At 64.2% G+C, this 14,934-nt stretch carries 13 protein-coding genes and 1 pseudogene; 6 read left to right on the forward strand and 8 right to left on the reverse strand.

Annotated features, from left to right (window positions below):
• Position 1: 1 nt before the first annotated feature.
• The 4 genes from A4C63_RS06395 to tkt form a co-directional block, all read right to left on the reverse strand.
• The gene (locus A4C63_RS06395; RefSeq protein ID WP_025340881.1) at positions 2-253 is read right to left on the reverse strand and encodes a hypothetical protein; all 252 of its coding nucleotides are present in this window, start codon (positions 251-253) and stop codon (positions 2-4) included.
• Positions 253-1,416 (reverse strand): phosphoglycerate kinase, encoded by a 1,164-nt coding sequence (locus tag A4C63_RS06400; RefSeq protein WP_063911977.1) that lies wholly within the window; start codon positions 1,414-1,416, stop codon positions 253-255. The genes A4C63_RS06395 and A4C63_RS06400 overlap by 1 nt, the downstream gene beginning before the upstream one ends.
• 12 nt (positions 1,417-1,428) lie before the next feature.
• Positions 1,429-2,490: an erythrose-4-phosphate dehydrogenase gene (epd, locus tag A4C63_RS06405; protein WP_015272057.1), complete on the reverse strand. Its 1,062-nt coding sequence runs from the start codon at positions 2,488-2,490 to the stop codon at positions 1,429-1,431.
• 180 nt (positions 2,491-2,670) lie between these two features.
• Positions 2,671-4,668 (reverse strand): transketolase, encoded by a 1,998-nt coding sequence (gene tkt / locus A4C63_RS06410; RefSeq protein ID WP_063911978.1) that lies wholly within the window; start codon positions 4,666-4,668, stop codon positions 2,671-2,673.
• Between the two features lie 345 nt (positions 4,669-5,013).
• On the opposite strand from tkt, the gene A4C63_RS06415 reads away from it, so the two are divergent.
• The 4 genes and pseudogenes from A4C63_RS06415 (at position 5,014) to A4C63_RS06430 (ending at position 9,586) form a co-directional block, all read left to right on the forward strand.
• Positions 5,014-6,006 carry a metalloregulator ArsR/SmtB family transcription factor gene (locus A4C63_RS06415; protein ID WP_063911979.1) on the forward strand — a complete coding sequence of 331 codons (993 nt, stop codon included), beginning with the start codon at positions 5,014-5,016 and terminating at the stop codon, positions 6,004-6,006.
• Between the two features lie 18 nt (positions 6,007-6,024).
• Complete coding sequence (gene metK / locus A4C63_RS06420; protein WP_063911980.1) at positions 6,025-7,215, forward strand: methionine adenosyltransferase; 1,191 nt, start codon at positions 6,025-6,027, stop codon at positions 7,213-7,215.
• Between the two features lie 145 nt (positions 7,216-7,360).
• Positions 7,361-9,061, forward strand: a pseudogene (gene ligB / locus A4C63_RS06425) (NAD-dependent DNA ligase LigB).
• Positions 9,062-9,193: 132 nt separating this feature from the next.
• Positions 9,194-9,586, forward strand: coding sequence for a DUF1090 domain-containing protein (locus tag A4C63_RS06430; RefSeq protein WP_063911981.1), 393 nt, complete (start codon positions 9,194-9,196; stop codon positions 9,584-9,586).
• A gap of 111 nt (positions 9,587-9,697) precedes the next feature.
• Here A4C63_RS06430 and A4C63_RS06435 read toward each other — a convergent pair whose 3' ends face one another.
• Entirely contained in the window at positions 9,698-10,144 is a 447-nt protein-coding gene (locus tag A4C63_RS06435; RefSeq protein ID WP_063911982.1) for a cytochrome c, read from the reverse strand.
• A gap of 119 nt (positions 10,145-10,263) precedes the next feature.
• Here A4C63_RS06435 and A4C63_RS06440 point away from each other — a divergent pair, with 119 nt between their 5' ends.
• Positions 10,264-11,415: a murein transglycosylase A gene (locus A4C63_RS06440; protein WP_063911983.1), complete on the forward strand. Its 1,152-nt coding sequence runs from the start codon at positions 10,264-10,266 to the stop codon at positions 11,413-11,415.
• Between the two features lie 111 nt (positions 11,416-11,526).
• Here A4C63_RS06440 and A4C63_RS06445 read toward each other — a convergent pair whose 3' ends face one another.
• On the reverse strand, positions 11,527-11,913 hold the full coding sequence (locus tag A4C63_RS06445) for an MAPEG family protein (protein ID WP_063911984.1): 387 nt from the start codon (positions 11,911-11,913) through the stop codon (positions 11,527-11,529).
• 28 nt (positions 11,914-11,941) lie between these two features.
• Positions 11,942-12,775 carry an EamA family transporter gene (locus tag A4C63_RS06450; protein WP_063911985.1) on the reverse strand — a complete coding sequence of 278 codons (834 nt, stop codon included), beginning with the start codon at positions 12,773-12,775 and terminating at the stop codon, positions 11,942-11,944.
• Positions 12,776-13,013: 238 nt separating this feature from the next.
• Here A4C63_RS06450 and A4C63_RS06455 point away from each other — a divergent pair, with 238 nt between their 5' ends.
• Positions 13,014-14,249: a sodium:proton antiporter gene (locus A4C63_RS06455; RefSeq protein WP_025340891.1), complete on the forward strand. Its 1,236-nt coding sequence runs from the start codon at positions 13,014-13,016 to the stop codon at positions 14,247-14,249.
• A gap of 114 nt (positions 14,250-14,363) precedes the next feature.
• On the opposite strand, the gene A4C63_RS06460 is transcribed toward A4C63_RS06455, so the two are convergent.
• Positions 14,364-14,765: an acyl-CoA thioesterase gene (locus tag A4C63_RS06460; protein ID WP_003257757.1), complete on the reverse strand. Its 402-nt coding sequence runs from the start codon at positions 14,763-14,765 to the stop codon at positions 14,364-14,366.
• Between the last annotated feature and the right edge of the window lie 169 nt (positions 14,766-14,934).

A 14,934-nucleotide genomic window follows, 5' to 3' on the forward strand; every position in this document is an offset into this window, starting at 1 on the left:
ATCAAGGGCAACCCGGCGCCTTGCGCTGGTGGTCTTCGTCGTACTTTTCCAGGCCCTCCGGGCCCACGCGCTTGCTGATGACCGGCACGGTCTCGGCCTGCCACTCGGACTGGTAGCAACCACCCTTGGGCGGCTGCGCCGGGTCGGCATCCGAGGCCGGGCTGCCGGCGCAGGCGCTCAGCAGACCAGCCAGCATCATCACAGGCAATTGCTTGACCATCAGGCCACTCCCTTTGCCAAGCGCCGACGTCATCAGGCCTTGGCCCGCTCTTCCAGGATTGCCACGGCTGGCAGGACCTTACCCTCGACGAACTCGAGGAAGGCGCCACCACCGGTAGAAATGTAGGAGATATCGGCGCCAACGCCATATTTGTCGATCGCTGCCAGGGTGTCACCGCCGCCGGCGATGGAGAACGCGGCGCTCTCGGCGATGGCCTTGGCCAGCACCTTGGTGCCGTTGCCGAACTGGTCGAACTCGAACACGCCGACCGGGCCGTTCCACAGGATGGTCTTCGACGACTTCAGCAACTCGGCGAAGTTGGCTGCGGTTTGCGGGCCGATGTCCAGGATCATGTCGTCAGCGGCAACGTCGGCAATGGCCTTGACGGTGGCTTCGGCGCTCTCGGCGAACTCCTTGGCAACCACCACGTCGACCGGCAGGGGCACACTGACCTTGGCGGCGATGGCCTTGGCGGTGTCGACCAGGTCAGGCTCGTAAAGCGACTTGCCCACCGGGTGGCCGGCTGCAGCCAGGAAGGTGTTGGCGATGCCGCCACCGACGATCAGCTGGTCGCAGACCGAGCTCAGGCTGTTCAGCACGTCCAGTTTGGTGGAGACCTTGGAGCCGGCAACGATGGCCGCCATCGGCTTGGCCGGGGCCTTCAGGGCCTTGCCCAGGGCATCCAGCTCGGCTGCCAGCAGCGGGCCGGCAGCGGCGACCTTGGCGAACTTGGCAACGCCATGGGTCGAACCTTCGGCACGGTGCGCAGTACCGAAAGCGTCCATGACGAACACGTCGCACAGGGCGGCGTATTTCTGCGCCAACTCGTCGGCGTTCTTCTTCTCGCCCTTGTTGAAGCGCACGTTCTCGAACAGCACCAGGTCACCGGCCTTGACCTCGACACCGTCGAGGTAGTCGGCAACCAGCGGCACGTCGCGGCCCAGGGCCTTGCTCAGGTAGTCAGCGACCGGCTTGAGGCTGTTCTCGGCAGAGAACTCACCCTCGGTCGGGCGGCCCAGGTGCGAGCAGACCATTACCGCCGCGCCCTTCTCCAGGGCCAGCTTGATGGTCGGCAGCGCTGCCAGGATACGCGCATCGCTGGCTACCACACCGTCCTTCACAGGCACGTTGAGGTCTTCGCGGATCAGTACGCGCTTACCTTGCAGGTCGAGGTCGGTCATCTTCAACACGGTCATGAATGCAGTCCTTCAGGGCTGTTTGTTGCGGGTTGGGTGAACGACGTGCAGATAGTGTTCGGCAACGTCGAGCATACGGTTGGCAAACCCCCATTCGTTGTCGAACCAGGCCAGCAGGTTCACCAGGCGAGGGCCGGAAACACGGGTCTGGCTGGCATCGACGATCGCCGAATGCGGGTCATGGTTGAAATCACAGCTGGCATGCGGCAACTCGGTGTAGGCCAGCAAGCCTTTCAGCGGGCCTTCCAGCGCCGCCTCGCGCAGCACCCGGTTGACTTCGGCCGCGCTGGTGTCGCGGGCGGTCTGCAGGGTGATGTCCAGGCACGAGACGTTGACGGTCGGTACGCGTACCGCTTTGGCCTGGATTCGCCCGGCAAGTTCCGGAAGCAGGCGCTCGATGCCACGTGCCAGGCCCGTGGACACCGGGATCACCGACTGGAAGGCCGAACGCGTGCGGCGCAGGTCTTCGTGGTGGTAGGCGTCGATCACCGGCTGGTCGTTCATCGCCGAGTGGATGGTGGTGATCTGCACGTATTCGATGCCGAACGCTTGGTCCAGCACGCGCAGCAGCGGCACGCCGCAGTTGGTGGTGCACGAGGCGTTGGACACCAGGCGCTCGCTGCCCGTCAGGCAGGCCTGGTTGACGCCGTAGACCACCGTGGCATCGACGTCGGCCTCGCTGGCCATCGGCTGCGAGAACAGCACCCGCGGCGCGCCGGCGTCGAGGAAGCGCTGGCCATCGGCGCGGGTGTGGTAGGCGCCGGAGCACTCCAGCACCAGGTCGATGTCCAGGGCGGCCCAGTCGATGCCTTCGGGGGTGGCACTGCGCATCACCTTCACGCAGTCGCCATTGATATGCAGACAGTCGCCGTCGACCTTCACCTCACCGGGGAAACGCCCGTGGGTGGAGTCGAAGCGTGTCAGGTATTCCAGGCTGGCCTGGTCGGCCAGGTCGTTCAGCGCGACGATCTCGAAACCGGCCTTTGCCCCCCGCTCGAACAGCGCGCGCAGGACACAGCGGCCGATACGGCCATAACCGTTGAGTGCAACTTTGTAGGGACGCAGGTGGGGCATTCGTTGGCTCGCTAACGCATGATGGCAATTGGGGCCGCGTTGCGGCCCATCGCGACACAAGGCCGCTCCTACAAGGGGCTGCATGCGCAGTACCCTGTAGGAGCGGCCTTGTGTCGCGATGGAGGGCGAAGCCCTCCCCTTGCACGACCTGGAGGGCGTCACTGCCCTCCATTAGTTACATCAGTCTTCCAGCAGCTCTTCGGCGGTACCTAGGATGTTCTCCAGGGTGAAGCCGAACTCTTCGAACAGTGCCGAAGCCGGCGCCGACTCACCGTAGGTGGTCATGCCGATGATACGGCCTTCCAGGCCGACGTACTTGTACCAGAAGTCGGCGTGGGCGGCTTCGATGGCAATGCGCGCACCCACTTCCAGCGGCAGCACGGACTGCTTGTAGGCAGCGTCCTGGGCATCGAACACGCTGGTGCACGGCATGGAAACCACACGCACCTTGCGGCCTTGCTCGGTCAGCTTGGCGTGCGCCTGTACAGCCAGGCCCACTTCGGAACCGGTAGCGATCAGGATCAGCTCAGGTTCGCCGGCGCAGTCCTTGAGCACGTAGCCGCCGCGGCTGATGTCAGCGATCTGCTGGGCGTCGCGGTCCTGGTGCTGCAGGTTCTGGCGCGAGAAGATCAGCGCCGAAGGGCCGTCCTTGCGCTCCAGGGCGTTTTTCCAGGACACGGCGGATTCCACCGCGTCGGCCGGGCGCCAGGTGTCCAGGTTCGGCGTGCTGCGCAGGCTGGTCAGCTGCTCGATCGGCTGGTGAGTCGGGCCGTCTTCGCCCAGGCCGATGGAGTCGTGGGTGTAGACGTGGATCACGCGCTGCTTCATCAGCGCCGACATGCGCACGGCGTTGCGGGCGTATTCCATGAACATCAGGAAGGTTGCGCCGTAAGGTACCAGGCCACCGTGCAGGGCAACGCCGTTCATGATGGCGGTCATGCCGAACTCGCGCACGCCGTAGAACACGTAGTTGCCGCTGGCGTCGTTGGCTTCGACACCCTTGCAGCCCTTCCACAGGGTCAGGTTGGAACCGGCCAGGTCAGCCGAACCGCCGAGGAACTCCGGCAGCAGCGGGCCGAAGGCGTTCAGGGCGTTCTGGCTGGCCTTGCGGCTGGCGATGGTTTCGCCCTTGGCGGCCACTTCGTTGATGTAGGCCTGGGCCTTGGCGCTGAAGTCGGCCGGCAGCTCGCCGCTGGCACGGCGCTTGAACTCGGCAGCCAGCTCCGGGTAGGCCTTGGCGTAGGCGTCGAAACGCTGGTTCCACTCGGCTTCGGCCTTGGCACCGGCAGCCTTGGCGTCCCACTCGGCGTAGATCTCGGCCGGGATTTCGAACGGGCCGTGGTTCCAGTTCAGTTCCTTGCGGGCCAGGGCGATTTCGTCGTTGCCCAGCGGTGCACCGTGGCAGTCTTCCTTGCCCTGTTTGTTCGGCGAGCCGAAACCGATGATGGTCTTGCAGCAGATCAGGGTCGGGCGATCGCTCTTGCGGGCGGTCTCGATGGCGGTCTTGATCTCGTCGGCGTCATGGCCGTCGACGTTGCGGATCACCTGCCAGTTGTACGCCTCGAAGCGCGCCGGGGTGTTGTCGGTGAACCAGCCGTGCACTTCACCGTCGATGGAAATGCCGTTGTCGTCGTAGAAGGCGATCAGCTTGTTCAGGCCCAGAGTGCCAGCCAGCGAGGCGACTTCGTGGGAGATACCTTCCATCATGCAGCCGTCGCCGAGGAACACGTAGGTGTTGTGGTCGACGATGGTGTGGCCGTCACGGTTGAACTGGGCCGCCAGCACTTTTTCGGCCAGGGCGAAGCCCACGGCGTTGGCGATCCCCTGGCCGAGCGGGCCGGTAGTGGTCTCGACGCCTGGGGTGTAGCCGTATTCCGGGTGGCCCGGGGTGCGGCTGTGCAGCTGGCGGAAGCCTTTGAGGTCATCGATGGTGACGTCGTAGCCGGTCAGGTGCAGCAGCGAGTAGATCAGCATCGAACCGTGGCCGTTCGACAGCACGAAGCGGTCACGGTCGGCGAAATCCGGGTTGCTCGGGTTGTGCTTCAGATAGTCGCGCCAAAGCACTTCGGCGATATCCGCCATGCCCATGGGGGCACCTGGGTGGCCGCTGTTGGCCTTTTGCACGGCATCCATGCTGAGGGCACGAATGGCGTTGGCACGTTCACGACGGCTGGGCATCGCTGATCTCCTGGGGGGCTTGAATAGGTGGTGTCACGAAAAAAGGCGGCCATTTTCGCCCACTGGGGGGGCTTGGGGCAATGACGTATGGTCGCAGTCGGGGGATTTTCCTCTGATTGGCACTGATTTCGGGTAAAAATCCGGGGAACGGTGCTGGCTTCTTCGCGGGCTCGCCCGCTCCCACAGGTTCGGTACAGCTCCCAAGCCCCGTAATGAACCTGTGGGAGCGGGCGAGCCCGCGAAGAGGCCAGCAATGGCAGCCTCGCCCTCCGCCCATCAGCCAATATCAAAACTTTTTGATATTGGCCTTGCTAGGGCAACGATACCTGCCTAGACTGCCGCACCATGAACCTCCGTGCGCAATCGATCCCCGAGCAACGCGAAGCATTGGCTGCCCTGTGCAAAGCCAGTGGCGACGAGTTGCGCCTGAACGTGTTGCGCGCCCTGGCCAACGACTCGTTCGGCGTGCTGGAGCTGGCGCAGATCTTCGACGTGGGCCAGTCGGGCATGAGCCACCACCTGAAGGTACTGGCCCAGGCCGAGCTGGTGGCGACCCGCCGCGAGGGCAATGCCATCTTCTACCGCCGCGCCCTGCCCGACAGCCTGCGCCTGGGCGGCCGGCTGCATGCGGCGCTGCTCGAAGAGGTGGATGACCTGGCCCTGCCGCCTGACGTGCAGGCGCGCATCGCCCAGGTGCAGCAACGCCGAGCGGCCACCAGCCAGGACTTCTTCCTGCGCGTGGAGGAGAAGTTCCGTGCCCAGCAAGACCTGATCGCCGGCCTGCCGCAGTACCGCGAAAGCCTGCTGGCGTTGCTCGACAAACTGAATTTCGACCCGGCCGCCAGCGCCCTGGAGGTCGGCCCCGGCGACGGTGGCTTCCTGCCCGACCTGGCCCGGCGCTTCGCCCGGGTCACCGCCCTGGACAACAGCCCGACCATGCTCGAACTGGCGCGTCAGGTCTGCCAGCGCGAGGGGCTCGACAACGTGAACCTGCAGTTGGCCGATGCACTGGGTGCAACGGATGTGGCCGCCGACTGCGTTGTGCTGAACATGGTGCTGCACCATTTCAGCGACCCGGCCCTGGCCTTGCGCCAGCTGGCCAAACGGGTGAAGGCAGGCGGCAGCCTGTTGGTCACCGAACTGTGCAGCCATGACCAGGGGTGGGCGCGGGAAGCCTGCGGCGACCTCTGGCTGGGCTTCGAACAGGACGACCTGGCCCGTTGGGCCAACGCCGCCGGGCTGGTCCCCGGGGACAGCCTGTACGTGGGCTTGCGTAACGGTTTCCAGATCCAGGTCCGCCATTTTCAGCGGACGGCTGGCGACATACACCATCGGTAAATTTCAGGAACCTTCGAGATGAGCGAATACTCCCTTTTCACCTCCGAGTCCGTGTCCGAAGGGCATCCGGACAAGATCGCCGACCAGATTTCGGACGCCGTCCTTGATGCCATCATCGCCCAGGACAAATACGCCCGCGTAGCCTGCGAAACCCTGGTCAAGACCGGTGTCGCCATCATCGCCGGCGAAGTCACCACCTCCGCCTGGGTCGACCTGGAAGAGTTGGTGCGCAAGGTCATCATCGACATCGGCTACAACAGCTCCGACGTCGGCTTCGACGGCGCCACCTGCGCCGTGATGAACATCATCGGCAAGCAGTCGGTGGACATCGCCCAGGGTGTCGACCGCTCCCGCCCGGAAGACCAGGGTGCCGGTGACCAGGGCCTGATGTTCGGCTACGCCAGCAACGAAACCGACGTGCTGATGCCGGCACCGATCTGCTTCTCGCACCGTCTGGTCGAGCGCCAGGCCGAAGCGCGCAAATCGAAACTGCTGCCATGGCTGCGCCCGGACGCCAAGTCGCAGGTCACCTGCCGTTACGAAAATGGCAAGGTGGTCGGTATCGACGCCGTGGTGCTGTCGACCCAGCACAACCCTGAGGTTTCGCAGAAAGACCTGCAGGAAGCCGTGATGGAGTTGATCGTCAAGCACACCCTGCCTGCCGAACTGCTGCACAAAGGCACCCAGTACCACATCAACCCGACCGGCAACTTCATCATCGGTGGCCCGGTGGGTGACTGCGGCCTGACCGGGCGCAAGATCATCGTCGACTCCTACGGCGGCATGGCCCGCCATGGTGGTGGCGCGTTCTCCGGCAAGGACCCGTCCAAGGTCGACCGTTCCGCCGCCTACGCCGGCCGCTACGTGGCCAAGAACATCGTCGCCGCTGGCCTGGCCGAGCGTTGCGAGATCCAGGTGTCGTACGCCATCGGCGTGGCCCAGCCGACCTCCATCTCGATCAACACCTTCGGTACCGGCAAGGTCTCCGACGACAAGATCGTCCAGCTGGTGCGCGAGTGCTTCGACCTGCGCCCGTACGCCATCACCACCATGCTCGACCTGCTGCACCCGATGTACCAGGAAACCGCTGCCTACGGCCACTTCGGCCGTACCCCGCAGCAGAAGACGGTCGGCGACGACACCTTCACCACCTTCACCTGGGAGCGCACCGACCGCGCCCAGTCGCTGCGTGACGCTGCCGGCCTGTAAGTTTCCTACGGCGCTGGACGAAAGCCCCTGCCGAGCAATCGACAGGGGCTTTTTTGTGACATATGGGCTGACAAACGCTGCATGGCGACCCGCACGCTACCTGCCTAGGCTGAGGGCTCCCACCCGCCATGCAAGGATGCTGGCCATGCCGCTCATGCTGCTTTTCGCCCTACTGTTGACGTTGAATGCTCCCCTGGCCCGTGCCGCCACATGCCCTACCTGGAACCCGCAACAAGTCGAGGCTGAAGTAGGCCGACTGCGTGCCACGCTCGCCCACTGGGACGACCACTACCATCGCCAGGGCATTGCGCTCGTACCCGATGAGCTCTATGACCAGAGCCGCCAGCGCCTGGCGCACCTGCAGCAGTGCTTTGGCATCGCGGCCACCCCGCCCCCGCTGGCCAGCGCTGGCGGGCCAATCCCGCATCCGGTGCCACATACCGGCGTCGACAAGCTGGCCGACCGCCTGGCTGTAGAACGCTGGCTGGCCGGCAAGGCCGATGTCTGGGTGCAGCCAAAGGTCGATGGCGTAGCGGTGTCCCTCATCTACCGACAGGGCCGGCTGGTGCAGTTGATCAGCCGGGGGGACGGCGTGCAGGGGCACGACTGGAGCCGCCACATCCCCCTGCTCGACGCAATCAACCGGCAGCTGCCCCAGGCCATCGACCTGCAACTGCAGGGCGAACTTTACCTGCGCCTGGATGCGCATGTGCAAGCCCAGGCAGGCAGCGCCAACGCCCGAGGGACGGTAGCCGGGCTGCTGGCTCGCAAGCAGCTGAGTCGTGAGCAAGGCGAGCGCATCGGCCTGTTCGTGTGGGACTGGCCGCAAGGCCCCGAGCAGCAGGCCGAACGCCTCGCGAAGCTGGCGGAACTGGGCTTTGCGCACAGCCAGGATTACAGCGTCGCCATAGAAACAGCGGACGATGCCGCGCACTGGCGTGAGTACTGGTACCGCTCACCCCTGCCCTTCGCCACCGATGGCGTGGTGTTGCGCCAAGGCGTCCGGCCGCCAGCCGAGCGCTGGCAGGCCAAGGCACCTTACTGGATCGCGGCGTGGAAGCACCCGTACACGCAGGCCCTGGCCGAAGTGCGCGAAGTACGCTTCCGCGTTGGCCGCACAGGCAGGGTCACGCCAGTGTTGCACGTGCTGCCGGTTACCCTGGACGACCGGCGAATCACCCAGGTGAGCCTGGGCTCGCTGGCACGCTGGCTCAAGCTCGACATCCGCCCCGGTGACCAAGTGGCCGTCAGCCTTGCCGGGCTGACCATCCCGCGCCTGGAGCAAGTGGTGCACCGCGCCGCCGAGCGCCAACCGGTAACCGCACCAGCGCCCGACCAACATCATGCCCACAGTTGCTGACAGGCCAGCGAAGGCTGCGAGGACCAGTTCATTGCCCGCCTCACCTGGCTCAGCGGCAAGCAGGGGCTGGCCCTGCCGCGCACCGGCCCCGGCACCTGGCGCCGACTGGTGGCTGCCGGGCTGGTGACCTCGATGACCGACTGGCTGCATCTGGATGCCGAGCGCCTGGGCCAGGTAGCGGGTATCAGCGGCGCGACGGCCATGCAGCTGCTGGGCAGTTTCGACCAAGCCCGCTCACGGCCCTTTGCCCAATGGCTGCGCGGGCTGGGCGCGCCCACCCCCACCGGCATGCAGGTGACAGGCGACTGGCTGGAGCTTGCTGCCCGCACAAACCTTGAATGGCAAGCCATACCCGGTATCGGTGAAAAGCGCGGGCAACAGCTTGCAGGATTTTTTGCGAGCACCGAGGTTCAAACCATTGCAACGCAGCTGGCCAGGGCAGGGATCGACGGATTCCGGATCGACAGGCAAAGCATCGAGCAATGAATTTTTACCAATTTGCCTGTAGGGAAATCCCGAGATTCAGCCGGAAAAACCCAACAAGGGTTTCTAAATGGGCAAAACCAAGGCAGGATTTCCCCCAACTTTTGCTGCCCCGCCCCGTCAAGGAGGCTTTTCATGAAACGTATTTCGACCCTTTTCCTGCTCGCGACACTAGGCCTGGCCGCTGGCGCCGTACAAGCGGCCCAGCCGGATGCCGGCCTGACCGGTTGCGCCGCCAAGCGCAGCGCCATCGAGAACCAGTTGAAGATTGCCCGTGACCACGGCAACAACGACCAGGTCGCGGGGCTGGAGGAGGCGCTGCGTGGGGTCGACAACTGCACAGATGCCAGCCTGCGCAAGGAACGTGAGCAGAAGGTGCTCGAAGCCCGTCACGAAGTGGCGCAGCGGGAAAAGGACTTGAAGAGAGCCGAGAAGAAAGGCGATTCGGAGAAGATCAACAAGCGCAAGGACAAGCTGGCCGAGTCGCGCAAGGAACTGCAGGAAGCGGTGGACGATCTGGATCGCTGACTTTCCCTGGTATGCGCCATTCCTGTGGGAGCGGGCGCGCCCGCTCCCACAGGAATTTCGCCAGCTTGCAGAAATCGAGCAAGACAGCTGCTCCCCGCACGGGCAGTCAAGTCAGTGATTGCGGAATTCGGTATGACAAGCCTTGCAAGCCGCTTCGACCTTGTCCATCGGCGCCTTCAACTGCGCAGCGTCCAGCGGCTGGCCGCGGGTGACATCGACCAGTTCGCCAGTGACGCCTTCCAGCTGCCGGGCCAGGTCATGAAAGCGTGTCTGGCGCTCCCATACCTCGGCACGCGCGCTGCTGTCGCCACCATCACGGGCCTGTGGAAAGTGCTGCCAGGGTTGATGCGAAAGGTTGTCCAGCTTCAGCGCACCGTCGGCGAACTTCACCCCGTCGAACGGCAACCGCCCACGCAACATGCCGCCCAGGTCTTCGCTGGTCTTGAGCATGTCCTTGAAGATCACCTTGCGCTTGCCCAGCGGGGAGTTCGGGTCAACCCCGTCACAACCACCCAGGGCCAGTGCTGCCAGCAGAACAACGGTCAATCGCTTCAACATCACGGTCACTTCGGCCTACGCAAATGGGCGGCCAGTATCGCTGCCCAGCGGCCAAAGACCAATAGCCACATAAAAAACAGGGGCGAATAACCGTGTTCACCCATGACAGGAACGTACTCATGAAATCTGCCCTGCGCCATCTGGCCTGGACACTCCCGGCGCTGGCCCTGCTGGCCGGCTGCAACGGTGGCGAAAGCGCCAAACCCGAGCCCCATGCCATCGCCACCTACGCCAATGCCACCTGGCAGGACCTGCCCACCGTCAGCGACAGCGACCTGATAGCCGGCTTTCAGGCCTGGCGCAACGGCTGTGAAAAGCTCAAGCGCGACACCGTGTGGGCCAGCACCTGCGAAACAGCCGCCAGCGTGCCCGACAATGCCCTGCAGGTACGCGCCTTCCTGCAGCAGAACCTGCAGGTATACGGCCTGCGTTCGGCCGAAAACAATGCCAACGGCTTGATCACCGGTTACTACGAGCCGGTCTACCCTGGCAGCCTGAGCCAGTCGGCGACCAACCACGTGGCAGTTTACGGCCCCCCCGAAGACATGATCGTGGTCGACCTGGCCAGCGTGTACCCCGAACTCAAGGGCAAGCGCCTGCGCGGTCGCCTCGATGGCCGGGTGCTCAAGCCCTACGACACCGCCGAGGTGATCAACCGTGACGGCGTCAAGGCACCGGTGCTGGCCTGGCTGACCGACCCGATGGACCTGCAGTTCCTGCAGATCCAGGGTTCCGGCCGAGTACAGCTGGAAGATGGCCGCCAACTGCGCCTGGGTTACGCCGACCAGAACGGCCACCCCTACCGGCCGATCGGGCGCTGGCTGGTGGAACAGGGCCAGTTGAAAAAGGAAGAGGTGAGCATGGGCGCCATTCATGCCTGGGCCCAGGCCAACCCGCAGCGGGTGCCGGAACTGCTCGCCAGCAACCCCAGCTACGTATTCTTCAGCACCCGCCCGGACAGCAACGAAGGGCCGCGGGGTTCGCTGAACGTGCCGCTGACCGCTGGCTACAGCGTGGCCATCGACCGCAAAGTGATTCCACTGGGCAGCTTGCTGTGGCTGTCCACCACTCGCCCGGACGGTACGCCGGTGGTACGCCCGGTGGGGGCTCAGGATACCGGTGGGGCAATTACCGGCGAGGTGCGCGCGGACCTGTTCTGGGGCACCGGGCCGCAAGCCGGAGAACTGGCCGGGAACATGAAGCAGCAGGGGCAGATCTGGATGCTGTGGCCCAAGGGCAAGCCGCTGCCTGAAGTACCTAAAGTGCCTTGATCGGTGCTGGATTCTTCGCGGGTAAACCCGCTCCCACAGGGACATCACCGCTCTCGAGAGCTGTGATGATCCTGTGGGAGCGGGTTTACCCGCGAAGAAGGCGACGCGGTCTCAGATAGAAACCACGAAGAACGCCACGATCATCGCCATCCCGGCAAACCACACCAGCGATCGCAGCATGGCCCAGTCGGCCAGGTAACAGATGATGTAGAGCAACCGGCTGGTGATGTACATCACCCCCAACACATCCTGGGTCACCTGCTCGGCATTGCCGACGATATCCGCCACCAGCACCGCCGCGGCAAATGCCGGGAAGGCCTCGAAACTGTTCTGCTGGGCAGCATGCGCGCGCCGCGGCAACCCGGACAGGGTATCGAGGAAGGCGCGCGGGTCGTGGTTGTCGTGTAGCCGGAAGCGGCCACTACCGACTTTGGCGATCAACGCACACAGTGGTGGCAAGAACAGCGCGATCAGGATGCACCACAGGGCAACAGTCATGGACAGGACTCCTTGTTCAGTCTTCGGGTCAAAGCTTCATTACCAGCATGCCGGCCAACACCAGCCCGCAAGCTAGGAGTCTCGGTCCGCCAAAAGGTTCTTTCAGGTAGCGCATGCCCAGCAGCACCACCAGGATCACGCTCAACTCCCGCAACGCCGCCGCTTCGGCCACCGACCCCAGGTGCATGGCCCACAGCACCAGCGCGTAACTCAGCAATACACACAGCCCCACTGCCAGCCCCAGGCGCCACTGCAGGCGCCAGAACAACACGAACGGCGCACGCCGCGCCACGCTGGCCAGCAACGGGAAGGGCCAGGCACTGAGCAAGGTCAGCCACACCAGGTAATCCCAGGGCTTGCCCCACAAGCGCACGGCCTGGCCATCGAACCAGGTGTAGCAACCAATACACAGGCCGATCAGGGCAACCACCGGCAGCATCGACCAGGGCAGCCGGTCACCACCACCGCCCTGCCACAACAGGCAGGCCATGCCACAGGGGATCAGCAGGATGCCGATGATCTGCTGCTGGCTCAGCGATTCGCCGGCAAAGGCCAGGGTCAGCCCCAGCACCACCAGCGGCGATAGCCCGCGCATCAGAGGATAGACCAGCCCCAGGTCGCCCACGCGGTAGGCCTGGATAAGCAGGAAGCGGTACAGCTGCTCGGCCAGCGCCGAAGCCAGCAGCCAGGGCCAGATGTTGGCCGGCGGCACCTCGACGAAGGGCACCGCCAGCACCGCGAAGGCCAACGCCACCGTATCCATGCTGGCGATCACCAGCAGGCGCTCGCCGCTGAATTTTATCAGGGTATTCCAGGTCGCGTGCAGCAGGGCGGCGATCAGTACCAGGGAAGTTGCCAACACGCCTTCTTATCCTTGTGGCATTTCATGTTCGTGAATATACAGCGCTTGAGGGGACCATTGTGGGAGCGCGCCAGCCTTCAGGTTTTGCACAAGTCAGGGTATGCGATACAAGCCTCTTGATGGGAACGATTCAAACGAATCCGGTCAAACCTTGTGTCCCGAACCGCGCGCCAGGTCATCAAAGAACTGCCCGAGCCATTCGGGTTACGACTTGGAAGCCACTGTTACAGGATTCGGGATGCTTGAACTCGTTGCCGCGTTTATCTGCCTCACTACCCTCCTCACCTATGTAAATTACCGTTTCATCGGCCTGCCCCCTGCCATCGGCGTGATGGTAACGGCGCTGCTGTTTTCCCTGATGCTGCAGGGCTTGAGCCTGATCGGCTTCCCTGGCCTGGAAGCGCGCGTCGAAGGGCTGATGAACCAGATCGACTTCAACGACCTGCTGATGCACTGGATGCTGGCGTTCCTGCTGTTCGCCGGCGCCTTGCACGTCAACCTCTCCGACCTGCGCAGCTACCGCTGGCCCATCGGCCTGCTGGCCACCGTCGGCGTACTGATTGCCACCGTGGTCATCGGCTACCTGTCGCACTGGGTGTTCGCCCTGTTCGGCTGGCAGGTGCCGCTGATCTACTGTCTGCTGTTCGGTGCGCTGATCTCGCCCACCGACCCGATTGCCGTGCTGGGCGCGCTACGTACCGCCAATGCCTCCAAACCGCTGAAAACCACTATCGTCGGCGAGTCGCTGTTCAACGACGGCACTGCGGTGGTGGTGTTCACCGTGTTGCTGGGCATCATCCAGCTGGGCGAGACGCCGAGCATGACCGACACCGCGATCCTGTTCGCCCGCGAGGCCATCGGCGGCGTGGTGTTCGGCGGCCTGATCGGCTACGCCACCTACCGCATGATCAAGAGCGTCGAGCAATATCAGGTGGAAGTGATGCTGACCCTGGCGCTGGTCATCGGCGGCTCGGCGATGTGCTACGAGCTGCACGTTTCGGCGCCGATCGCCATGGTGGTGGCCGGGCTGATCATCGGCAACCTGGGGCGCAACCTGGCGATGAACGACATGACCCGTCGCTACATGGACGGTTTCTGGGAACTGATCGACGACATGCTCAACGCCCTGCTGTTCGCGTTGATCGGCCTGGAACTGTTGCTGCTGCCATTCAACTGGATGCACCTGGCGGCCGGCAGCGTGCTGGCGCTGGCGGTGCTGCTGTCGCGGCTGCTGACCGTGGCCCCGGCGATCGTGCTGCTGCGGCGCTGGCGCCCGGTGCCCAAGGGCACGGTGCGGGTGCTGACCTGGGGAGGCCTGCGCGGTGGGGTGTCGGTGGCCCTGGCACTGTCGCTGCCACTGGGCGAGGAGCGTGACCTGCTGCTGTCGATCACCTACATCGTGGTGCTGTCGTCGATCCTGGTGCAGGGGTTGAGCATCGGGCGGGTGGTGCGCAAGGTCAGCGCTCAACCTTGAGATAGTTTCCGGCCTCTTCGCGGGCTTGCCCGCTGCCACAGGTACACCACAGGTTTCAGAAACGGTGGCGTACCTGTGGGAGCGGGCGAGCCCGCGAAGCGCCAAATGCTGAACTTATTCCACCGCGGAATCCGGGAACTGGTCCTGGATGTACTTGATCTCGGTCCGCCCATGCGCCGCCGGCAGCCCGTCCTCGCCAAGGTTGACGAAGACCATCTTGTCGACCGTGAGGATGGCCTTGCGGGTGATCTTGTTGCGCACTTCGCACTTGAGGGTGATCGAGGTGCGGCCGAACTCGGTGGCGGTGATGCCCAGCTCGATGATGTCACCCTGGCGCGAGGCACTGACGAAGTTGATTTCCGAAATGTACTTGGTCACCACGCGCTGGTTGCCCAGCTGAACGATGGCATAGATCGCCGCCTCTTCGTCGATCCAGCGCAACAGGCTGCCACCGAACAAAGTGCCGTTTGGGTTGAGGTCTTCGGGTTTAACCCACTTGCGGGTATGAAAGTTCATCTGTACTCCTGACCTGCTTGGCTAACGTGTAGCAATGATGGCAGAGCGGCCGCTGTCGCTCCATTGAACATCGACTATCGTCGCGATTAATCGACAGAAAACCTTGGGCAAGCCGACGGGCGCGGCTATAATCTCTGCCGCTTCACATGGCCGCCCACAGCGGCGCCAT

It is taken from the genome of Pseudomonas sp. p21 (genome assembly GCF_001642705.1).
Taxonomy (GTDB): domain Bacteria; phylum Pseudomonadota; class Gammaproteobacteria; order Pseudomonadales; family Pseudomonadaceae; genus Aquipseudomonas.

What these genes read in the sequence shown, in the direction of transcription:
- A4C63_RS06440 (WP_063911983.1), top strand. Translation starts at nt 10,264, where the DNA reads ATGAAATCTGCCCTGCGCCATCTGGCCTGGACACTCCCGGCGCTGGCC.
- A4C63_RS06395 (WP_025340881.1), bottom strand. Translation starts at nt 253, where the DNA reads ATGACGTCGGCGCTTGGCAAAGGGAGTGGCCTGATGGTCAAGCAATTG.
- epd (WP_015272057.1), bottom strand. Translation starts at nt 2,490, where the DNA reads ATGCCCCACCTGCGTCCCTACAAAGTTGCACTCAACGGTTATGGCCGT.
- metK (WP_063911980.1), top strand. Translation starts at nt 6,025, where the DNA reads ATGAGCGAATACTCCCTTTTCACCTCCGAGTCCGTGTCCGAAGGGCAT.
- A4C63_RS06445 (WP_063911984.1), bottom strand. Translation starts at nt 11,913, where the DNA reads ATGACTGTTGCCCTGTGGTGCATCCTGATCGCGCTGTTCTTGCCACCA.
- A4C63_RS06400 (WP_063911977.1), bottom strand. Translation starts at nt 1,416, where the DNA reads ATGACCGTGTTGAAGATGACCGACCTCGACCTGCAAGGTAAGCGCGTA.
- A4C63_RS06460 (WP_003257757.1), bottom strand. Translation starts at nt 14,765, where the DNA reads ATGAACTTTCATACCCGCAAGTGGGTTAAACCCGAAGACCTCAACCCA.
- A4C63_RS06455 (WP_025340891.1), top strand. Translation starts at nt 13,014, where the DNA reads ATGCTTGAACTCGTTGCCGCGTTTATCTGCCTCACTACCCTCCTCACC.
- A4C63_RS06415 (WP_063911979.1), top strand. Translation starts at nt 5,014, where the DNA reads ATGAACCTCCGTGCGCAATCGATCCCCGAGCAACGCGAAGCATTGGCT.
- A4C63_RS06435 (WP_063911982.1), bottom strand. Translation starts at nt 10,144, where the DNA reads ATGTTGAAGCGATTGACCGTTGTTCTGCTGGCAGCACTGGCCCTGGGT.
- tkt (WP_063911978.1), bottom strand. Translation starts at nt 4,668, where the DNA reads ATGCCCAGCCGTCGTGAACGTGCCAACGCCATTCGTGCCCTCAGCATG.
- A4C63_RS06430 (WP_063911981.1), top strand. Translation starts at nt 9,194, where the DNA reads ATGAAACGTATTTCGACCCTTTTCCTGCTCGCGACACTAGGCCTGGCC.